General features: G+C 69.7%; 14 protein-coding genes. 7 read left to right on the top strand and 7 right to left on the bottom strand.

What is annotated here, in order from left to right:
* The first annotated feature begins 22 nt into the window (after positions 1–22).
* From ACZ7L9_RS09345 to ACZ7L9_RS09335, 3 genes are all read left to right on the top strand, one after another.
* Positions 23–565 (top strand): RNA 2'-phosphotransferase, encoded by a 543-nt coding sequence (locus ACZ7L9_RS09345; RefSeq protein WP_471413917.1) that lies wholly within the window; start codon positions 23–25, stop codon positions 563–565.
* Between the two features lie 66 nt (positions 566–631).
* The gene (locus ACZ7L9_RS09340) at positions 632–1,543 is read left to right on the top strand and encodes an LLM class flavin-dependent oxidoreductase (protein WP_471413915.1); all 912 of its coding nucleotides are present in this window, start codon (positions 632–634) and stop codon (positions 1,541–1,543) included.
* A gap of 220 nt (positions 1,544–1,763) precedes the next feature.
* Positions 1,764–2,630, top strand: a complete 867-nt coding sequence (locus tag ACZ7L9_RS09335; RefSeq protein ID WP_471413914.1) for a Cof-type HAD-IIB family hydrolase — start codon at positions 1,764–1,766, stop codon at positions 2,628–2,630.
* 94 nt (positions 2,631–2,724) lie between these two features.
* Here ACZ7L9_RS09335 and ACZ7L9_RS09330 read toward each other — a convergent pair whose 3' ends face one another.
* The 5 genes from ACZ7L9_RS09330 to hisC form a co-directional block, all read right to left on the bottom strand.
* Positions 2,725–4,431 carry a GAF domain-containing sensor histidine kinase gene (locus ACZ7L9_RS09330; RefSeq protein WP_471413913.1) on the bottom strand — a complete coding sequence of 569 codons (1,707 nt, stop codon included), beginning with the start codon at positions 4,429–4,431 and terminating at the stop codon, positions 2,725–2,727.
* Between the two features lie 105 nt (positions 4,432–4,536).
* Positions 4,537–8,055 (bottom strand): thiol reductant ABC exporter subunit CydD, encoded by a 3,519-nt coding sequence (gene cydD, locus ACZ7L9_RS09325; RefSeq protein WP_471413911.1) that lies wholly within the window; start codon positions 8,053–8,055, stop codon positions 4,537–4,539.
* Between the two features lie 79 nt (positions 8,056–8,134).
* On the bottom strand, positions 8,135–9,136 hold the full coding sequence (cydB, locus tag ACZ7L9_RS09320; protein WP_471413910.1) for a cytochrome d ubiquinol oxidase subunit II: 1,002 nt from the start codon (positions 9,134–9,136) through the stop codon (positions 8,135–8,137).
* An 18-nt stretch (positions 9,137–9,154) separates the two neighbouring features.
* Positions 9,155–10,666 (bottom strand): cytochrome ubiquinol oxidase subunit I, encoded by a 1,512-nt coding sequence (locus ACZ7L9_RS09315; protein ID WP_471413908.1) that lies wholly within the window; start codon positions 10,664–10,666, stop codon positions 9,155–9,157.
* Positions 10,667–10,971: 305 nt separating this feature from the next.
* Complete coding sequence (hisC, locus tag ACZ7L9_RS09310) at positions 10,972–12,051, bottom strand: histidinol-phosphate transaminase (protein ID WP_471413907.1); 1,080 nt, start codon at positions 12,049–12,051, stop codon at positions 10,972–10,974.
* 403 nt (positions 12,052–12,454) lie between these two features.
* Here hisC and ACZ7L9_RS09305 point away from each other — a divergent pair, with 403 nt between their 5' ends.
* From ACZ7L9_RS09305 to ACZ7L9_RS09295, 3 genes are all read left to right on the top strand, one after another.
* On the top strand, positions 12,455–13,567 hold the full coding sequence (locus ACZ7L9_RS09305) for a LacI family DNA-binding transcriptional regulator (protein ID WP_471413905.1): 1,113 nt from the start codon (positions 12,455–12,457) through the stop codon (positions 13,565–13,567).
* 158 nt (positions 13,568–13,725) lie between these two features.
* On the top strand, positions 13,726–14,799 hold the full coding sequence (locus ACZ7L9_RS09300) for a metallophosphoesterase (protein WP_471414126.1): 1,074 nt from the start codon (positions 13,726–13,728) through the stop codon (positions 14,797–14,799).
* A gap of 181 nt (positions 14,800–14,980) precedes the next feature.
* On the top strand, positions 14,981–15,805 hold the full coding sequence (locus tag ACZ7L9_RS09295; RefSeq protein WP_471413903.1) for a hypothetical protein: 825 nt from the start codon (positions 14,981–14,983) through the stop codon (positions 15,803–15,805).
* A gap of 69 nt (positions 15,806–15,874) precedes the next feature.
* Here the strand turns inward: ACZ7L9_RS09295 and ACZ7L9_RS09290 are convergent, their stop codons facing one another.
* Together ACZ7L9_RS09290 and thiC are read right to left on the bottom strand one after the other, a co-directional pair.
* Positions 15,875–16,462, bottom strand: coding sequence for a GNAT family N-acetyltransferase (locus tag ACZ7L9_RS09290; RefSeq protein ID WP_471413901.1), 588 nt, complete (start codon positions 16,460–16,462; stop codon positions 15,875–15,877).
* A 145-nt stretch (positions 16,463–16,607) separates the two neighbouring features.
* The gene (gene thiC / locus ACZ7L9_RS09285) at positions 16,608–18,422 is read right to left on the bottom strand and encodes a phosphomethylpyrimidine synthase ThiC (RefSeq protein WP_471413900.1); all 1,815 of its coding nucleotides are present in this window, start codon (positions 18,420–18,422) and stop codon (positions 16,608–16,610) included.
* A gap of 195 nt (positions 18,423–18,617) precedes the next feature.
* On the opposite strand from thiC, the gene ACZ7L9_RS09280 reads away from it, so the two are divergent.
* The gene (locus tag ACZ7L9_RS09280; RefSeq protein WP_471413898.1) at positions 18,618–19,940 is read left to right on the top strand and encodes a YibE/F family protein; all 1,323 of its coding nucleotides are present in this window, start codon (positions 18,618–18,620) and stop codon (positions 19,938–19,940) included.
* Positions 19,941–19,988 lie beyond the last annotated feature (48 nt).

The raw sequence follows: 19,988 nt of genomic DNA, 5'->3' as shown, positions 1-19,988 counted from the left end.
CCGCCGCGGGCACTCTGACGGAATGGACGAAAGACGCACCATCAAGGTGTCCAAGTACCTCTCGAAACACCTGCGGCACCAGCCGGAGCGGATCGGCATCACGCTCGACGCCAACGGCTGGGTACCGATCGGCGAACTGCTGCGCGCCACGACCCGCAACAACTTCCCGATCACCCGGAGCGAGCTCGACCATGTAGTCGCCGTCAACGACAAACAGCGCTTCGCCGTCGAGAACGGCCGTATTCGCGCCAGCCAGGGCCACACCGTCCCGGTGGACCTCGCCCTCCCGCCGGCCGAACCGCCCGCATACCTCTACCACGGCACGGTGGGCAGCGCGCTGGACGCAATCCGCAGGGAGGGCCTGCGGCCCATGAACCGCACGCACGTCCATCTCTCGCCCGACCGTGAGACCGCTACCAGGGTCGGGGCCCGGCGCGGCCGCCCCGTGGTCCTGTCCGTGGACGCGGGCGCCCTGCACCGCGCGGGCCACACCTTCTACGTCAGCGCCAACGGAGTCTGGCTCACCGCTGCCGTGCCGCCCGCATTCCTGCGCTCCCGCGGCTGATCCGGCGACCGGGACGCCGAGGCCTGTGCGCTTCCGCGGAGGCGGACCATCTGTTTTCGGACCCGTATGGTCGTAGCCATGCGTCTGAGCACTGTAATTCTGCCGATCCACCGCTGGAGCGAGGGGAAAAAGCTCTGGCAGCGTGCCGAGGATCTTGGGTTCCACTCCGCCTACACCTACGACCACCTGGCCTGGCGGACCTTCCGCGACGGGCCGTGGTTCGGTGCGGTACCGACCCTCACCGCCGCGGCCGCGGCCACCCAGCGGCTGCGCCTGGGCACCCTCGTCACCTCCCCCAACTTCCGGCACCCCGTCACGCTGGCCAAGGACCTCATCACGCTGGACGACGTCTCCCAGGGACGCGTCACCCTCGGCATCGGCGCCGGCGGCAACGGATTCGACGCCACGACGCTGCGCCGGAGCGACGAGGAGGCCTGGACGCCGCGCGAACGGGCCGATCACTTCGACGAGTTCGTACCGCTGCTCGACCAGCTGCTGCGCGAGCCCTCGGTGACGCACGAAGGCCGGTTCTACGCTGCGAACGAGGCCCGGAACATCCCCGGCTGTGTGCAGCGGCCGCGGCTGCCCTTCGCGGTGGCCGCCACCGGCCCGCGCGGGATGAAGCTCGCCGCACGGTACGGCCAGGCCTGGGTCACCACGGGCGACCCGAAGCTGTACGAAGCGGGCACCCCGGAGCAGTCCGTGGAGGCCATTCGCGGACAGCTCACCAAGCTGGGAGCGGCCTGCGAGTCCAGCGGCCGGGATGTCGCCGGGCTGGACAAGATCCTTCTCACCGGTTTCACGCCGGGCCGTCCGCTGCAGTCCTTCGACGCCTTCGTGGATTTCGCGGGCACCCACTTCGCGCTGGGCTTCACGGAGATCGTCATTCACTGGCCGATCCCCGACTCCGACTTCGCCGCGGACGAGAAGATCTTCGAGCGCATCGCCACCGAGGGCCTGTCCCAGCTCGGCCGCTGACCGGACACCCGGACCGGCACGAGCGGATCAGCACGGGTCGACTCGGGCGGCTTGGGCCGGCCTGGGCGGACCAGCCCGCGAACCCAGCACAGAGCGCTCGGACCGCTCGGACCGGACCCGCTGGCATGTGCGTCAGGCATGTTCGCCGGTCAGGGGGCGCGCATCCCCATATGCGCGCCCCTCTGCACGCCCGTGCACCGTCGTACGCGAGAATGGCCGTGTGACCTCAGCTACCGACTCGCCTTCGCCTGCCGCTCCCCGGCTGATCGCCACCGACCTGGACGGCACCCTGCTGCGCGACGACAAGACCGTCTCGGACCGTACGGTCGCCGCGCTCGCCGCCGCCGAGGAGGCCGGCATCGAGGTCTTCTTCGTAACCGGACGCCCGGCGCGCTGGATGGACGTCGTCAGCGAGCATGTCCACGGCCACGGCCTGGCAATCTGCGCGAACGGCGCCGCGGTCGCCGACCTGCACGCGGACGGCAAGCTGGTCAAGGTCCGCCCGCTGGCACGCGACATCGCCCTCGACGTCGTGCACACCCTGCGTGCCGCCGCCCCCGGCACCACCTTCGCCGTAGAGCTGACCACCGGCATCCACTACGAGCCGGCCTACCCGCCCTTCCACCTGGACCCGGGTGCCACCGTCGCCGTCGCCGAGAAGCTGCTCCACGAGGAGACGCCCGGCACCGGCGCCCCCGTGCTGAAGCTCCTCGCCCACCACGCCGAACTGGCCCCGGACGACTTCCTCGCCCTGGCCCGTACGGCAGCCGGCGACCGGGCTTCCTTCACCCGGTCCAGCCCCACGGCCCTGCTGGAAGTCAGCGGCCCGGGCGTCTCCAAGGCCAGCACCCTGGCGCTCTGCTGCGCCGAGCGCGGCATCTCGCCCGCCGAGGTCGTGGCCTTCGGCGACATGCCCAACGACGTGGAAATGCTCAGCTGGGCGGGCACGTCGTACGCGATGGGCAACGCCCACCCGGCCGCGCTCGCCGCCGCGTCCGGCCGGACCGCCACCAACGGCGACGACGGCGTCGCGGTCGTCATCGAACGCATCCTCGCCGAGCGCCGGACGACGGACGCCCCACACTGAGGCGCGCTGCTCCCGACGCTCCACGCTGACGCGCACAGCTGAGGCCCAAGCCCCGACGCCCCTGCGGGGCCGGGCCGCTGAGCTCCCGGCGGCCTCAGATCGGCGCCTGCCACACCACCGTCGTGCCGCCCCCGTCCTCCCCGATGCCGGGCCCGAACCAGCTCGCGCCACCAAGCGATTCCGCCCGGCGCGCCAGGTTCCGCAGGCCGCTGCGCCGACCGCCCTGCGGGATGCCCACCCCGTCGTCGGCGACCGACAGCCGCACCGCGTCCCTCCCGTCGGGCAGTGCGCCGGTCGCGTCGACGACCACATCGATCGACGAGGCCTCCGCGTGCCGGAAGGCATTGGAGAGCGCCTCACGCAGCGCCGCGATCAGGTTCTTACCAGTCAGCTCGCCGACCAGCGAGTCCACCGGGCCGAGGAAGCGGTGCGAGGGTTTGAACCCCAGCGGGACCGCCGCCATGTTGATCTCGCGCAGTACGCGGGTGCGCAGCCCGGACGGCGCCTCGGCGGGTTCCTGCTGCAGCGCGAAGATCGCGGTACGTATCTCCTGAATGGTCACGTCCAGTTCGTCGACCGCCCGGCCGACACCCGTCTGTACCTCGGGCACGACCGACCGGCGCTGGGCACTCTCCAGCATCATTCCGGTGGCGAACAGCCGCTGGATGACCAGGTCGTGCAGATCGCGGGCGATCCGGTCGCGGTCCTCGTACACCGCGAGCCGCTCCCGGTCCCGCTGCGCCTCGGCCATCATCAACGCGAGCGCGGCCTGTGAGGCGAACTGGTTGGCGAGGGTCCGTTCCGTCTCCGTGAACGGCCGGTCGCCCCGAGCGCGAGGGGTGGCGAGCGCGCCCAGCACCCGGCCGCCGCTGTGCAGGGGCAGCAGCATGCTCGGGCCGAAGTGCTGGGCCAGCCTGCTGATCATGCGGGGATCGGTGGCCGAGTCGTCGATGAAGACCGCCTCGCCGCTCAGCAAGCTCGCCACCACCGGGCTCTCCGGCCCGATGATCACCCCCAGCGGGGCGCAGGAGTCTTCCGCGGAGACGGCGACGATCTCCAAGCCGCCCTCCTCGGCAGGCAGCAGCACGATCCCGGCGGCGGACGCGGCGAGATGGCGGGCCTGTTCGGCGACGACGGAGAGCGCGTCATCGGCGTCACCGCCGGAGAGCAGGGCGGTGGTCACCGCCACCGACCCGTCGATCCACCGCTCACGCTGGCGTGCCGCCTCGTACAGCCGGGCGTTGCCGATGGCGATCCCGGCCTCCGTGGCGAGCACCCGCAGCATGTGCAGGTCGTAGTCGTTGAACTCGCCCCCGTCGTCCTTCTCCGCCAGATAGAGATTTCCGAAGATCTCTCCCTGGACCCGGATCGGGACGCCGAGGAAGGTGCGCATCGGGGGATGGCCGGGCGGGAATCCGGCGAACCTGGGATCGGCCGTCAGGTCGGCGAGCCGCACCGGGACAGGATCGTGGATCAGCGCGCCGAGCAGTCCGCGGTGCCCGTCGGGGCGGCGGCCGATCTCGTGCGCCACCTCGTCCGGCACTCCGTAGGTGACGAAATCGGAGAGCCCCTCGCCCTCCTGGTCGACGACGCCGATGGCGGCGTAGCGGGAGTGGGCGAGTTCGGCCGCCGTCTCGCAGATCCGGTCGAGGGTGGAGTGCAGTTCGAGGCCCGTGCCGACGGAACGCATGGCTTCCAGCAGCTGCGGTACCCGGGCGGTGAGTTCGGTGGACAGACCCTGCAGGCTGCGGGTCACCCGGGTCGCGGCTTCGAGTGAGTCCTTCGGGTCCTGCTCTGGCATACCCCGAGACTAGTTAGTCCCTATTAGTGAGGAAAGTCGGCTGTCGTGCCGCCCCGCTCACACCCGCACGCCGACGGCTCCCTCGGAACCCCTGCGCTCTCCCGTTCACACCCGCACGCCCATCGCCTCCTCAGCCACCCCTTCGGTCTCCCGCTCGCGCTCCAGCATCCGGCGCAATGGGCCTTCCTCGGCGGCGAGATCGGCGTACGGGCCCCGCTGCACGACCCGCCCGGCCTCCAGCACCACCACCTCGTCGACGGCTTCGAGCCCCTGGAGGCGGTGGGTGATCAGCACCGTCGTACGCCCCCGGGTGGCGGCCAGCAGGTCCGCGGTCAGGGCGTCCGCGGTCGCCAGGTCGAGGTGTTCGGCGGGCTCGTCCAGAACGAGTACGGGGAAGTCGGCCAGGATCGCCCGGGCCAGGGCGAGGCGTTGGCGCTGGCCGCCGGAGAGACGTGCGCCGTGTTCGCCGACGAGGGTGTCGAGCCCGTCGGGCAACGCCTCGGCCCAGTCGAGCAGCCGTGCCCTGTCGAGGGCGGCCCGCAGTTCCTCGTCCGTCGCGCCGGTACGGGCCAGCCGCAGGTTCTCCCGGATGGAACTGTCGAAGATGTGGGCGTCCTGGGCGCACAGCCCGACGAAACCCCGCACTGTGTCCCCCTCCAGTGCACAGGCCTCGACTCCGCCGATCCGGTAAGTCCCCTTCCGAGCGTCCAGGAAGCGGAGCAGGACCTGCGCGAGGGTCGTCTTCCCGGAGCCGGAAGGCCCGACCACCGCGATCCGCCGACCTGCCGTCAGGCGGAGATCGACGGAGTCCAGGGCGTCCCGTTCCGCTCCCGCGTACCGGGCGGACAGCCCCCGGACTTCCAGCGGGAAGGGCGATCCGGGCGTCCCGGCCGGACTGTCCGGTTCGCGCACGGGCAGCGGGGCGTCCAGCACCTCGTACACCCGCTCCGCGCTGCGCTTGACCCGCTGCCGGTACTGCACGGCGAGCGGCAGACCGATCACAGCCTCGAAGGCTGCCATCGGCGTGAGCACCACCACCGCGAGCTCCACACCCGCGAGCCGCCCGTCGTGCACGGCGGGGAGGGCGACGAGTGCGGTGGCGACGACGGTGAGGCCACCGATCAGGGCGATGAGGCCGCCGCCGAGCGCTGTGGCGCTCGCCGCGCGGGCGGCGATGCGGGTCAGGACGCCGTCGGCCTCCCGGGTCCGCGCCTTGCGAGCGGGCAGGGCGCCCGCGACGGTCAGTTCGGCGGTCCCGCCGAGCAGATCCGTGATCCGGGTGGCCAGATCGGCACGTGCGGGAGCCAGTTGGCGTTCCGCGTGGCGGGAGCAGGCGCCGCTGACCAGCGGCACCCCCGCTCCGGCCAGCAGCAGTCCGGCGGCCAGCACGACGCCCGCCGCCGGCAGCAGCCAGCCGATGAACCCGGCGGTCGCCGCTCCCACGACGACGGCGGTCCCGGCGGGCAGCAGCCAGCGCAGCCAGTAGTCCTGCAGGGCGTCGACATCGGCGACGAGCCGGGAAAGCAGATCCCCGCGCCGGGTTCGGCGCAGACCGGCCGGCGCTATGCGCTCCAGCCCGCGGTAGACCGCGACGCGCAGCTCGGCGAGCATCTTGAGCACCGCGTCGTGCGACACCAGGCGCTCGGCGTAGCGGAAGACGGCCCGTCCGAGGCCGAAGGCGCGGGTCGCGGTCACGGCGACCATCAGATAAAGCACCGGAGGCTGCTCGGAGGCACGGGAGATCAGCCAGCCGGAGACGGCCATGAGTCCGATGGCCGAGCCCAGGGCGAGGCTTCCCAGCAGCAGCGCGAGTGCCAGCTGTCCGCGCTGCGCCCCGGCGGCCTCCCGGACCCGGGCGAGGACCCGTCCGGGGCGGCCCGCGGTGTCCCGCAGCGCCTCCGGCTCCGGCGCCGCGGCGCGTCCTGCGGCGGGTGCGTCCGCAGGACGTGGCCCCGCGGCGGACTCCTCGGGCTTCACGGGTCGGGGTATCACTCCAGGTTCGAGTCTCACCACCCGGTCGGCCAGCGGAAGCAGCGCCGGGCGGTGCACGACCAGCAGCACGGTCCGCCCCTCCGCCAGTCTCCGTACCGCCTCGACGATCCCCGCTTCCGTCTCGCCGTCCAGGCTCGCGGTCGGCTCGTCGAGCAGCAGCAGCGGGCGGTCGGCGAGGAAGGCGCGCGCGAGTGCGAGCCGCTGGCGCTGACCGGCGGAGAGGCCCGCGCCGTCCTCGCCGAGGAGCGTCTGCGCACCGTCCGGCAGTTCCGCCACGAAGTCGTACGCTCCGGCGTCCCGCAACGCCGCCGTCACCGCGCCGTCGTCCGCGTCCGGCCGGGCCAGCCGTACGTTCTCCGCGATCGTGCCCGCGAAAAGATACGGGCGCTGCGGGACCCAGGCGATCCGTTCCCGCCAGCGTTCCGGGTCCAGGGTCGCCAGATCGACGCCGCCGACCCGCACACGTCCCTCGTCGGGTGCCGTGAAGCCCAGCACCACATCGAGAAGGGTGGACTTCCCGACGCCGCTCGGGCCGACCAGGGCAACGGTCTCCCCCTTGTCCACCACCAGCGAGGCATGGTCCAACGAAGGCGCGTCGCGGCCCTCGTGCCGTACGGTCACACCCTCCAGCTCCAGCCGCAGCGACTCCGGGACAGCCGCCGTGCCGCCCCGCCGGGGCTCGGTCTCCAGGACCGAGAAGATCTCCTCCGCGGCCGAGAGCCCCTCGGCGGCCGCGTGGTACTGCGCTCCGACCTGGCGGATCGGCAGATAGGCCTCGGGGGCCAGGATGAGCACCACCAGACCGGTGTAGAGGTCGAGTTCACCGTGTACGAGCCTCATGCCGATGGTGACGGCGACGAGGGCCACCGACAGGGTCGCCAGGAGCTCCAGAGCGAAGGACGACAGGAACGCGATCCGCAGGGTCCGCAGCGTGGCCCGCCGGTACTGCGAGGTGATGGCGCGAATGGATTCGGCCTGTGCCTTGGCACGGCCGAATACCTTCAGCGTCGGCAGTCCGGCGACCACGTCGAGGAAGTGCCCGGAGAGCCGGGACAGCAGCCGCCACTGGCGGTCCATCCGTGACTGGGTGGCCCAGCCGATGAGGATCATGAAAAGCGGGATGAGCGGCAGCGTGACCACGATGATCGCTGCCGAGACCCAGTCCTCGGTGACGATCCTGGCAAGGACGGCCACCGGCACGACCACCGCGAGTCCGAGCTGTGGCAGATAACGCGCGAAGTAGTCGTCGAGCGCGTCGACACCCCGGGTGGCGAGCGTCACCAGGGAGCCGGTGCGCCGGTCACTCAGCAGGCCGGGCCCGAGCTCCGCGGCCCGCTCCAGCAGTCGGCCGCGGAGTTCGGACTTGACCGCCGCGCTGGCCCGGTACGCGGCCAGTTCGGTCAGCCAGGAGACCAACGCCCGCCCGAGCGCCACCGCCGCGAGCAGGATCAGCGGGGTCCGCAGCCCGGAGACGGTCACCCCGTCCTCGAACCCGCCCACCACCACTTCGGCGACGAGCATCGCCTGGGCGATGACCAGCGCCGCCCCGACGACTCCGAGCCCCACCACGGCTGCCAGGAAGAGGCGGGTGGCGCGCGCGTAGTGGAGCAGGCGCGGGTCGATCGGTTTCACGTGAAACAGCCCCTAGCGAACTCGGTCGGTGGGCCGGGGCCTGTCCGGCGGTTCGGGCCCGGACAGGCCCCGGGTGCGTTCAGTGCGCTTCGGCGATGTGCTGCGTACCGATGCGCTTGCGGAACACCCAGTACGTCCAGCCCTGGTAGAGCAGGACGAGGGGGGTGGCGATCCCCGCACACCAGGTCATGATCTTCAGCGTGTACGGAGTGGACGAGGCGTTGGTGACCGTGAGGCTCCAGGCGTCGTTCAGCGAGGACGGCATGACGTTCGGGAAGAGCGCCAGGAAGAGCATGGCGACCGCGGCCGCGATGGTCACGCCGGAGAGCGCGAACGCCCAGCCCTCGCGTCCCGCCGCGGTGGCGCCGATCGCGGCGATCAGTGCCACCGCGGCAATGATCATCGCCAGCAGGCTCCAGCCGTCGCCGTTGTCGATCTGGGTCCAGATCAGGAAGCCGAGGGCGAGCACCGCGGTGACCGGTCCCAGCCTCAGCGCCAGCTTGCGCGCCCGCTCCCGGATGTCCCCGACCGTCTTGAGCCCCGCGAACACGGCACCGTGGAAGGTGAAGAGGGTGAGCGTGACCAGTCCGCCGAGGATGGCGTACGGGTTGAGCAGGTCCCAGAAGTTGCCCACGTACTCCATGCCGGCGTCGATCTTCACGCCGCGCACGATGTTCCCGAAGGCCACGCCCCAGAGCAGTGCCGGGATCAGCGAGGTCCAGAAGATCGCGTGTTCCCAGTTGGTCTGCCACTTCTCCTCGGGCCGCTTCGACCGGTACTCGAAGGCGACACCCCGCACGATCAGGCAGATCAGGATGATCAGCAGCGGCAGGTAGAAACCGGAGAACAGGGTGGCGTACCACTCGGGGAAGGCGGCGAAGGTCGCACCGCCCGCGCTGAGCAGCCACACTTCGTTGCCGTCCCAGACGGGGCCGATCGTATTGATCAGCACCCGCCGCTCCTTGCGGTCCCGGGCCAGCAGCTTGGTGAGGACACCGATCCCGAAGTCGAATCCCTCCAGGAAGAAGTAGCCGGTCCAGAGGACGGCGATGAGCACGAACCAGACGTCGTGGAGTTCCATCTCTCAGCTCCTCTGCTCTCAGTAGGAGAAGGCCATCGGCCGGTCGGCGTCGTCGTGGTCGTCGCCGCCGATCCTGGTGGGCGGTTTGAGGTCGGCCTCCGTGAGCTCCGGCGGTCCGGCCTTGATGTACTTCACGAGCAGCTTGACCTCGACCACTGCGAGCGCGGCGTAGAGCAGGGTGAAGCCGATCAACGAGGTGATCACCTCGCCCTGCGAAACGCCGGGGGAGACCGCGTCGCGGGTCTGGAACACGCCGTAGACGACCCAGGGCTGGCGGCCCATCTCGGTGAAGATCCAGCCCCAGGAGTTGGCGATCAGCGGGAAGAGCAGCGTCCAGAGCGCGACGATCCAGTAGCACTTGGTGAGCTTCGGGCTGAGCGCCTTGTTCTTGAAGAGGACCAGATGGGGAACCTCGTCCTCACCGGTCCGCATCGCCGGCGGCAGCATGAACTTCCGTCGCGTCAGCCACAGTCCGAGGAGGCCGAGGGCGAAGGACGCCATCCCGAAGCCGATCATCCAGCGGAAGCTCCAGAACGCGACCGGGATGTTGGGCCGGTAGTCGCCGGGGCCGAACTTCTCCTGCTCGGCCTTGTTGATGTCGTTGATGCCGGGGACGTGCGAGGTGAAGCTGTCGTCCGCGAGGAAGGACAGTACCCCCGGGATGGAGATCTCCACGGTGTTGTGGCCCTTGGCCACGTCGCCGACCGCGAAGATCGAGAAGGGAGCCCCGTCCTGCCCCTCCCAGAGCGCCTCGGCGGCGGCCATCTTCATCGGCTGCTGCTTGAACATGACCTTGCCGAGCCGGTCACCGCTGACGGCGGTGAGAAGTCCGGCGATCACGACGGTGATCAGTCCGAGCCGCAGTGAGGTCCGCATCACCGGGATGTGCTTCTTGCGCGCCAGGTGGAAGGCGGCGATGCCGACCATGAACGCGCCTCCGACCAGGAAGGCGGCGGTGATGGTGTGGAAGAACTGGGCGAGCGCGGTGTTCTGGGTGAGCACCTGCCAGAAGTCGGTGAGCTCGGCCCGGCCACGCTCCTTGTTGATCCGGTAGCCGACCGGGTGCTGCATCCAGGAGTTGGCCGCCAGGATGAAGTAGGCGGACAGGACGGTCCCGAGGGAGACCATCCAGATGCAGGCGAGATGGATCTTCTTCGGCAGCTTGTCCCAGCCGAAGATCCACAGCCCGATGAACGTGGACTCGAAGAAGAAGGCGATCAGTGCCTCGAACGCGAGCGGGGCACCGAAGATGTCGCCGACGAACCGCGAGTAGTCGGACCAGTTCATACCGAACTGGAACTCCTGGACGATGCCGGTGACGACACCCATGGCGATGTTGATGAGGAAGAGCTTCCCCCAGAACTTCGTGGCCCTGAGGTACTTCTCGTTGTTCGTCCGCACCCAGGCGGTCTGCAAGCCGGCGGTGAGCGCAGCGAGAGAGATCGTCAGGGGGACGAACAGGAAGTGGTAGACGGTGGTGATACCGAATTGCCATCGCGCCAGGGTTTCCGGCGCCAGAGCTAGCTCCACGTCGTCTTCTCCTTACGTCGCCGTAGTCACACCGGCAGTTTGCCCTTTAAATCAGACTGATCACGGGAGGAAACAGGACAGGCTTGTGAACGCGTTCACATTCACAAGCAATTATGGCGCACGGACTTTCGGGACGTTCGGGCGGGGTACCCCTCTTGGGATGTTCCGATCAATCCCCCCGAAGCAGACACCCCGGAACAGTCCCGGTCCGGGCACCTCCCGACCCCAGAACGCGAGGGCCCCGTACCTCGCGGAACGAGGTACGGGGCCCTGGGGCTTCCGGTGCGCAGGCGGCCTGCTCCGCTCTACAGCTCCCTGCGGTACGACTCCGTGACCTTCAGGAACAGGTCGTTCGCCTCGTCCTCCCCGATCGAGACCCGCACCCCCTCGCCCGCGAACGGCCTGACCATCACGCCGGCCCGCTCGCACACCGCGGCGAAGTCGGCGGTACGGTCCCCGAGCCGCAGCCAGACGAAGTTCGCCTGGGACTGGGGAACGGTCCACCCCTGGTCCGCCAGCGCCCGCTGCACCCGGTCCCGCTCGCACACCAAGGAGCCGACCCGCCCCAGGAGTTCGTCCTCGGCACGCAGCGAGGCAACCGCCGCGTCCTGTGCGAGCTGGCTGACCCCGAAGGGCACCGCCGTCTTGCGCAGCGCGGCCGCCACCGGCTCGTGGGCCACGGCGAAACCGACCCGCAGACCCGCCAGGCCGTACGCCTTGGAGAACGTCCGCAGCACCGCCACATTGGGCCGATCCCGGTAGATCTCGATGCCGTCCGGCACCTCGGCATCGCGGATGAACTCCCGGTACGCCTCGTCGAGCACCACCAGGACATCGCCCGGCACGCGGTCCAGGAATCGCTCCAGCTCGGCCCGGCGCACCACGGTCCCGGTCGGGTTGTTGGGGTTACAGACGAAGATCATCCGGGTGCGGTCCGTGATCGCGTCCGCCATCGCGTCGAGGTCATGCACCTCACCCTCGGTCAGCGGGACCTTCACCGAGGTCGCGCCGCTGACCTGCGTGATGATCGGGTACGCCTCGAAGGAACGCCAGGCGTAGATGACCTCGTCCCCCGGACCCGAGGTGGCCTGGAGCAGCTGCTGCGCCACCCCGACCGAGCCGGTTCCGGTGGCGAGGTGGGAGACGGGCACACCGAAACGGTCGGCCAGCTCGTTCATCAGGCCGGTGCAGGCCATGTCCGGGTAGCGGTTGAAGTTCGCGGCCGCGGCCAGTGCGGTCTCCATCACCCCGGGCAGCGGGGGATAGGGGTTCTCGTTGGAGGACAGCTTGAACGCAACCGGTCCACCGGCAGCAGCCGGCTTGCCCGGCACATAGGCGGGGACGCCGTCCAGCTCGGCGCGCAGCTTGGGGCTCGTCTCGCTCACCGCAGGTCCTCCTAGACCGTCTGTACACATCAATACTGCTCACCTTATGAGGATTGGGCTCCGCTGCGAATGGCCGGAGCGTCCCGAACGCCCCGCGCGGCCGGGATCGGAGCTTCCCCTCGTCCCGTGCGGCCGGGGACGGGGGGAGCGCTTCCCTCCCTGACGCGCGCCGGTGGCTCACTCCGTGGCGCGCGTCCCTCGAAGAGGTGAGATGAGACCTCTTCGAGATATCGACCATTTAGTAGGCCCATCGGGTTCGGCGCATGACACACTACGGTCAACCTCGCCAACGCCCTTGGTTTTCAAGGCATTTGATGCTCAATGATCATGCAGAAACGTGCCTGCCAACGAGTGAATATGCGGCCGGTCCAACCTCCCTTCCGAGCCCTACTATCGGCTCGCCATGACAGCAGCAGGGAAGCACCAGGTGAGCCGGACGGAGACACCCCGGCGCGGCGGTCGGCAAGGGCGAGCGGGAATCCGGGATGTGGCCGCCGCCGCCGGCGTCTCCATCACGACCGTCTCCGACGCGCTCAACGGCAAGGGCAGGCTCCCGGACGCCACCCGCCGCCATGTCCGCGAGGTCGCAGAGCGCCTGGGCTACCGCCCTTCCGCCGCGGCCCGAACCCTCCGTACCGGCAAGTCCGGCCTCATCGGCCTGACCGTGACGACCTACGGGGACGAACCCTTCACCTTCACCGAGTTCGCCTATTTCGCCGAGATGGCCAGAGCGGCCACCTCCGCCGCGCTCGCCCGCGGCTACGCCCTCGTCATCCTGCCCGCCACCTCACGCCACGACGTCTGGTCGAACGTCGCTCTCGACGGCACCGTCGTGATCGACCCCTCCGACCAGGACCCGGTCGTCACGGAACTCGTACGCCAGGGGCTGCCCGTCGTCTCCGACGGGCGGCCGGCCGGCTCCCTTCCCGTCACCGCCTGGGTCGACAACGACCACCGGGCCGCCGTGCTCGACCTCCTCGATCATCTCGCCGCCGCCGGAGCCCGCCGCATCGGCCTGCTCACCGGCACCACCACCGACACGTACACCCGTCTCTCCACCACCGCGTACCTCCACTGGTGCGAGCGCGTGGGCCAGGAGCCGGTGTACGAGTCCTACCCCGCCCACGACCCGTGCGCGGGCGCGGTCGCCGCCGACCGGCTGCTCGCACGCCCGGACCGGCCCGACGCCGTCTACGGGCTCTTCGACCCCAACGGCACCGATCTACTGGCCGCCGCCCGCCGATACGGTCTGCGCGTCCCCGAGGACCTGCTGTTGGTCTGCTGCAGCGAGTCCACCGTGTACGCGACGACCGAGCCCTCCATCACCACCCTCTCGCTCAAGCCGCGCAGAATCGGCACGGCGGTCGTCCAACTCCTGATCGATGCCATCGAAGGCGTGAAACACGACGGGCCGGTGGAGCGGGTCGTACCGACGGAGCTCATCGTCCGGACGTCCTCGCAACGCCGTCCACCCCGCACCACGGTCAGTGCACCCCGCTCCCCCACCAGGGATTGATCAGGTGATTTCGGACCAATCGGCCGGTGAACCTGACGTGCGCCCGGATTCACCACCCCTGGTGCGTCACAGAGCACGATTCGCATTCCTATGATGGGCGCACGACACCGCGGACCGCCCCGACCAGCAGGGCCCGTCAGGTGTACGGCGGCGCGACGGTGGTGGAGGGGTCGATGACACAGGGGGCCGGTCAGGAACCCGTGGTGCGGACTGCGACGTTGCGTGACTTCCGCGTCCCGCCCTATGCGCAGACTCCGGTGCCGCCTTCACCGCCACACCCGGGCAACGCCGTTCCGGGAGACGGGCTGCCGGAGGGGTACACCCCCACCGCACGCGACCTTCCGGTGATCAACCGCGGTGACACCGTCCAGGTGCGGGCCGTCCCCGACCCGCGGCCCGCCGCGGAGCCGGGGCTCGGACCGCTGTACGTCGTCGGCGACGTCCACGGCTATCTGGACGAGCTCCGCGCCGCCCTCGCCGAGCAGGGCCTCATCGACGCCGAGGGCAACTGGTCCGCGGGCAACGCCCGACTCTGGTTCCTGGGCGACTTCACCGACCGGGGACCCGACGGCATCGGCGTCATCGACCTGGTGATGCGCCTCTCCGCCGAGGCCGCGGCCGCGGGCGGCTACTGCAAGGCCCTGATGGGCAATCACGAACTGCTGCTCATCGGCGCCAAGCGGTTCGGCGACACCCCGGTCAACTCAGGCGCCGGCACCGCCACCTTCCAGGCCGCCTGGCTGCTCAACGGCGGCCAGAAGAACGACATGGAGCGGCTCCAGGACGTCCACCTCCAGTGGATGTCCCGGCTCGACGCGATCGTCGAGGAGGACGGGCATCTGCTGACGCACTCCGACACGACGGCATACCTCGACTACGGCAGCACCATCGAGGACGTCAACGACACCGTGCACGCCATTCTCACGCGTAACGACGCCGATGAGTGCTGGGACCTCTTCCGGAAGCTCACGAAGCGGTTCGCCTTCCGCGACGAGGCGGGGCCGCAGGCCGTACGGGAGCTGCTGTCGACCTACGGCGGACAACGCATCGTCCATGGTCACAGCCCCATTCCGTACCTCCTCGGCGAGGTCGGCTCGGAGGACGGAGAGGACGGTTCCGGCCCGGTGGTCGACGGCCCGCACGTGTACGCGGACGGACTCGCCATCGCCATGGACGGCGGAGTGACCATGGCCGGAAAACTACTGGTCGTCCAACTGCCCCTGCATGACTGACGTCCATCAGGGAAGACGCTCCACGACCTGACCACGCCGACCACCGGGCCTATTTACGGAAACCCCCTGTCACCCCGTGCCGTGGGCGCTCTACCATCGGCGTATCAGTAGCAGGCTCTCCTCCGTTTCCGCCCAACTGCCCGGTCCGAGCGGGCATTCAGGCCCAACGGAGCATCGGGGGATGCACATGAACAGCGCTCCGCACCTGCTGGCCGAGGACCGCCCCGAGTACGAGCGGATCCTCGACGACGCACTGCGCCACGCCCATGAACGACCGGATCTGGCCGCGGTCGGCGAGCGGCTCAACGCCGTGCAGCTGCGCACCATGGCGCTGGACGCCACGGCGCTGATCACCGCGACGGCCGCCACCGAGTACGAGCACTATGTGAAGGCCCGCGAAGAGCTGCGCGGACCGGACGAAGGAACGGACGAGGACACCGGCCCCGGGTCAGGCATGAACCGTCAGAGCCAGTCGGGCGCCGGCATAGGAGCCGTCGTCACGGTCCTGGCGCCCGTGCTCGCCGGCACCGCCGCGTTCATATTCCTGCTGGCCGGCTATCTGCTGAAACTGCTCAGCCCGCCGCCGTCCTTCGCCTCCACCATGGTCGCCGCGGGCTGGTTCTTCGCGGCGGTCATGGCCGCCGCCATCCTGGCCGCCGCCGTCGGACTGCTCGTCACCGCACTGCGCAACGGGTCGACGTCGCAGCCCGCCGAGGAGCCCGGGAGCGAGCTTCCGGAGGACGTGGCGCGTGCCAGGGAGGCATGGCGCCACGCCCTGCTGGAGCGTGGCATCCTGCCGTTTCTCAGGGACGCGCTCGCCGACCCCGAGGCCGGCCCCGCGGCACGTACCCCGCACCGCTCGGAGAACCGCATCCCGAGGATCGGCTACAGCCGGCCGGACTTCACCAGCCCCGACGACGGCCCGGCGGCGGGCCCTCGCCCGACCTTCACCAGCCCGGACTTCACCAGCCCCGACTTCGGCGGCCCGGAACATGAGCCGGACTGACCGGGTCCGGGGAAACTCCACCAGGAACACCGCGTCGGCCAACGGCCCGCGCGCCGGGACCGGCGTCGGTCAGCGGTCCCATGCCTTCGGGCGCGCCAGCGCCTCCCACTCGGGACGGAGCAGTGAGAGCACCGCGACGTCGTGACGGCGCCCCCGGTGCAGACACGCGGATCGCCGTATCCCCTCCTGGACGAATCCCGACCTGACGAGAACGGCGAGCGCGGCCGCGTTGTCCGTGTGGGTGACCGCCTGAAGGCGGTACATGGGCAACTCGCCGAATGCCAGGTCCGTCAGCGCGTCGAGTGCGTCCGTGCCGTATCCGTGACCGCGGTGCTGCGGAGCCAGCATCAGTTCGACGTCGGCCGTACCGTCGGCGACATCCTGTTCGGTCAGGGCCACATGGCCGACAGGCGTGCCGTCGGAAAGCACGACGACGAAATCGTCACGGTCCTGGTCGTCGTGGTCGCGCTCGATGCGTTCTCGCAGCGACGTGATCGCACGTGGCCAGATGCCCATCGCATGAGCGGTTGCCGGATCGGACCGCCACTCCTGCAGCAGTTCGGCGTCATCGACTTCAACGGGAACGAAGGCGACTTTCCGCCCTCGCCAACACGGCTTCCGGTCCGCCTCGTTCGTCTCCGCCGCGCTATCGCTCATGCGCGGATCCTACGGACACGCATCCGCCCTGATCACCTGCTTTTCGGCACCGAGCGTCCGGAACCTGCCGTGCGCATGCGGAGAGCAGCGGCTGAGTGGCGAAGGCCTGCCGCGGTCTTCGCCACTCGGCCACGGGTCGGACGGATCAGTCCGCGATCGGCAGATAGACCCGGTTGCCGGCTGCCGCGAACTCCTTGGACTTCTCCGCCATGCCCGCCTCGATCTCCGCCTTTGATCCGCCGTGTTCACGGCGGATGTCCTGGGAGATCTTCATCGAACAGAATTTCGGCCCGCACATCGAGCAGAAGTGCGCGGTCTTCGCCGGTTCGGCGGGCAGCGTCTCGTCGTGGAACTCCCGCGCCGTGACCGGGTCGAGAGCCAGATTGAACTGGTCCTCCCAGCGGAATTCGAAACGGGCGTCGGAGAGCGCGTCGTCCCAGTCCTGCGCCCCGGGGTGCCCCTTGGCGAGGTCCGCCGCATGGGCCGCGATCTTGTACGTGATGACGCCGGTCTTCACATCGTCGCGGTTGGGCAGGCCGAGGTGCTCCTTGGGCGTGACGTAACAGAGCATCGCCGTGCCCCACCACGCGATCATCGCCGCGCCGATGCCCGAGGTGATGTGGTCGTACGCCGGAGCGACATCGGTGGTCAGCGGGCCGAGCGTGTAGAACGGCGCCTCCTCGCAGATCTCCTGCTGGAGGTCGATGTTCTCCTTGATCTTGTGCATCGGGACGTGGCCCGGGCCCTCGATCATGGTCTGGACGCCGTGCCGCTTGGCGATCGTGTTCAGTTCGCCGAGCGTGCGCAGTTCGGCGAACTGGGCCTCGTCGTTGGCGTCGGCGATCGAGCCGGGGCGCAGCCCGTCGCCCAGCGAGTACGTCACGTCGTACGTGGCGAGGATTTCGCAGAGCTCCTCGAAGTGCTCGTACAGGAACGACTCCTTGTGGTGCGCGAGGCACCACGCCGCCATGATCGAACCGCCGCGGGAGACGATGCCGGTCTTGCGCCGGGCGGTCAGCGGGACGTACGGCAGGCGTACGCCGGCGTGGACCGTCATGTAGTCGACGCCCTGCTCGGCCTGCTCGACGACGGTGTCCTTGTAGATCTCCCAGGTCAGCTCCTCGGCCCGGCCGTCGACCTTTTCGAGCGCCTGGTAGAGGGGAACGGTGCCGATCGGCACGGGGGAGTTGCGCAGGACCCACTCACGGGTGGTGTGAATGTTGCGGCCGGTGGAAAGGTCCATGACCGTGTCGGCGCCCCAGCGCGTCGCCCACGTCATCTTCTCCACCTCCTCCTCGATGGAGGACGTCACCGCGGAGTTGCCGATGTTGGCATTGACCTTCACCAGGAACCGCTTCCCGATGATCATCGGTTCGATCTCGGGGTGGTTGACGTTGGCCGGCAGTACGGCCCGCCCCGCGGCGATCTCCTCGCGCACCACCTCGGGCTCGACGTTCTCCCGGATCGCCACGTATTCCATCTCCGGGGTGATCTCACCCCGGCGGGCATACGCGAGCTGGGTCACCGGCTGCCCGTCCCGGCTCCGGCGGGGCAGCCGGGGCCGGCCGGGGAAGACCGCGTCGAGGTTGCGCAGCCCTTCCCCAAGCTCTCGGCTTCGCTCGAGCAGGGGAGACCCCATTCGCGGCGAGGTGTGCTTGAGCCCGTCGTCCTCGGGGCGCGCGGGGCGTCCCGGGTACTCCTCGGTGTCGCCGCGCGCGGTGATCCAGTTCTCCCGCAGCGGTGCGAGCCCGCGACGGACATCGGTCTCGGTGGTGGGATCGGTGTACGGCCCCGACGTGTCGTACAGCGTCACGTCCTTGCCGTTGGTGAGGTGCACCTGACGGACCGGCACCCGGAGGTCCGGGCGTGAGCCCTGGACGTATCCCTTGTGCCAGCCGATGGACTTCCCGGCCTCGTCGCTCTGGTTCGAGGCAGGCGTGCGTGCGTCCGATGTGGTCATGAGACCTACTCCCTACGCCGGCATTACCCGGTAACAGGTTCGGCGGTCGGCGCAGCCTGTCCCGTACGGATGTACGGATATCAGCGCCCTCTCAGCCCGGTGCTCCGAGCTCCCGCGTGTGCAAAGGTTCCTCCACGCTAGCCTCCTGTCCGGCGTAATGAACAGAGGGCCCTCTCTTCTTGCGATGATCGGCCGGTGACGTCCCCCCAAATCGACTCCGAACCGCGAGGCCATCAGCACGGCCACTCGCACAGCCATGGCCCTGCCGCGCCCGTCTCGAAGCATCTGCGCAAGGTCATCGCGGCCGTGCTCATCCCGTTCGCCACCGCGGTAGTCGTCGGGCTGGTGGCGCTCTGGCCGGGCGGTGCGCCCCCGCACGAGCGGACCGGGGTCGGTTTCGACCGGCAGACCCAGCAGGCAAAGGTGGTGGGGGTCGACAAGGTGGACTGCAAGGACGTGAACGCCGCCCAGATGCCCACCAGCGGCGGGACCACCCCGCCGTCGGGGAGCGGGCCGGGACTGTGCGAGAAGGCCACCGTCGAGGTGACCACCGGTCACGACAAGGGCCGGACCTTCGTCGAGATCGTCCAGCCCGACGCACCGCGTCAGTTGCGCCAGGGCCAGGGCGTGGTCGTGGCGTACGCCCCCGACGCGCCCCACGATCTGCAGTACTCGGTGACGGATGTGAACCGGAAGTTCCCGATGGCGCTGCTGGCCGGGATCTTCGCCCTGGTCGTGGTCGCGGTGGGCAGGATGCGCGGAGTGATGGCACTGGTCGCGCTCGCCGTGTCGTTCGCGGTACTGACCCTGTTCATCCTCCCGGCCATCCTCCAGGGCTCGAATCCCCTGCTCGTCGCGGTGATCGGGGCCAGTGCGATCATGCTGATCGCGCTCTACATGTGCCACGGCCTGACCGCCCGCACCTCGGTCGCGGTGATCGGCACACTGATCTCGCTCCTGCTGATCGGGCTGCTCGGATCGCTCTTCATCGGCTGGGCCGGCCTGACCGGCAACACCGACGACAGCACCGGCCTCATCCACGGCCTGTACCCGCACATCGACATGAGCGGCCTGCTGCTGGCCGGTGTCATCATCGGTTCGCTGGGGGTCCTCGACGATGTGACGGTCACCCAGACATCGGCGGTCTGGGAGTTGCACCAGGCGAACCCGACGATGGGTGCGCGGGGGCTCTACAGGGCAGGGATCAGGATCGGGCGCGACCACATCGCCTCGGTCGTCAATACGTTGGTGCTCGCCTACGCGGGCGCGGCGCTGCCGCTGCTGCTGCTGTTCTCGATCGCCCAGAGCAGTGTGGGGACGGTGGCCAACAGCGAGCTGGTGGCGGAGGAGATCGTGCGAACGCTGGTCGGCTCGATCGGACTGGTCGCCTCGGTGCCGGTGACGACGGTGCTCGCCGCGCTGGTCGTCTCCGCGGACCGCACAGGGCTCGGCGCGGAAGCCGAAGCTTCAGCACCCGTACGGACCGGGAGAGGCCGCCGTCGCAGGGCGAAGCCTTGAACGCCCCCCACCACGGAGAGCGATTCACCCATTCGGCGGGTGTCGCGT

It is taken from the genome of Streptomyces sp. NPDC111516 (assembly GCF_055635345.1).
Note: the sequence above shows the minus strand (reverse complement) of the source record. Positions and strands in the feature narration are given on the sequence as shown.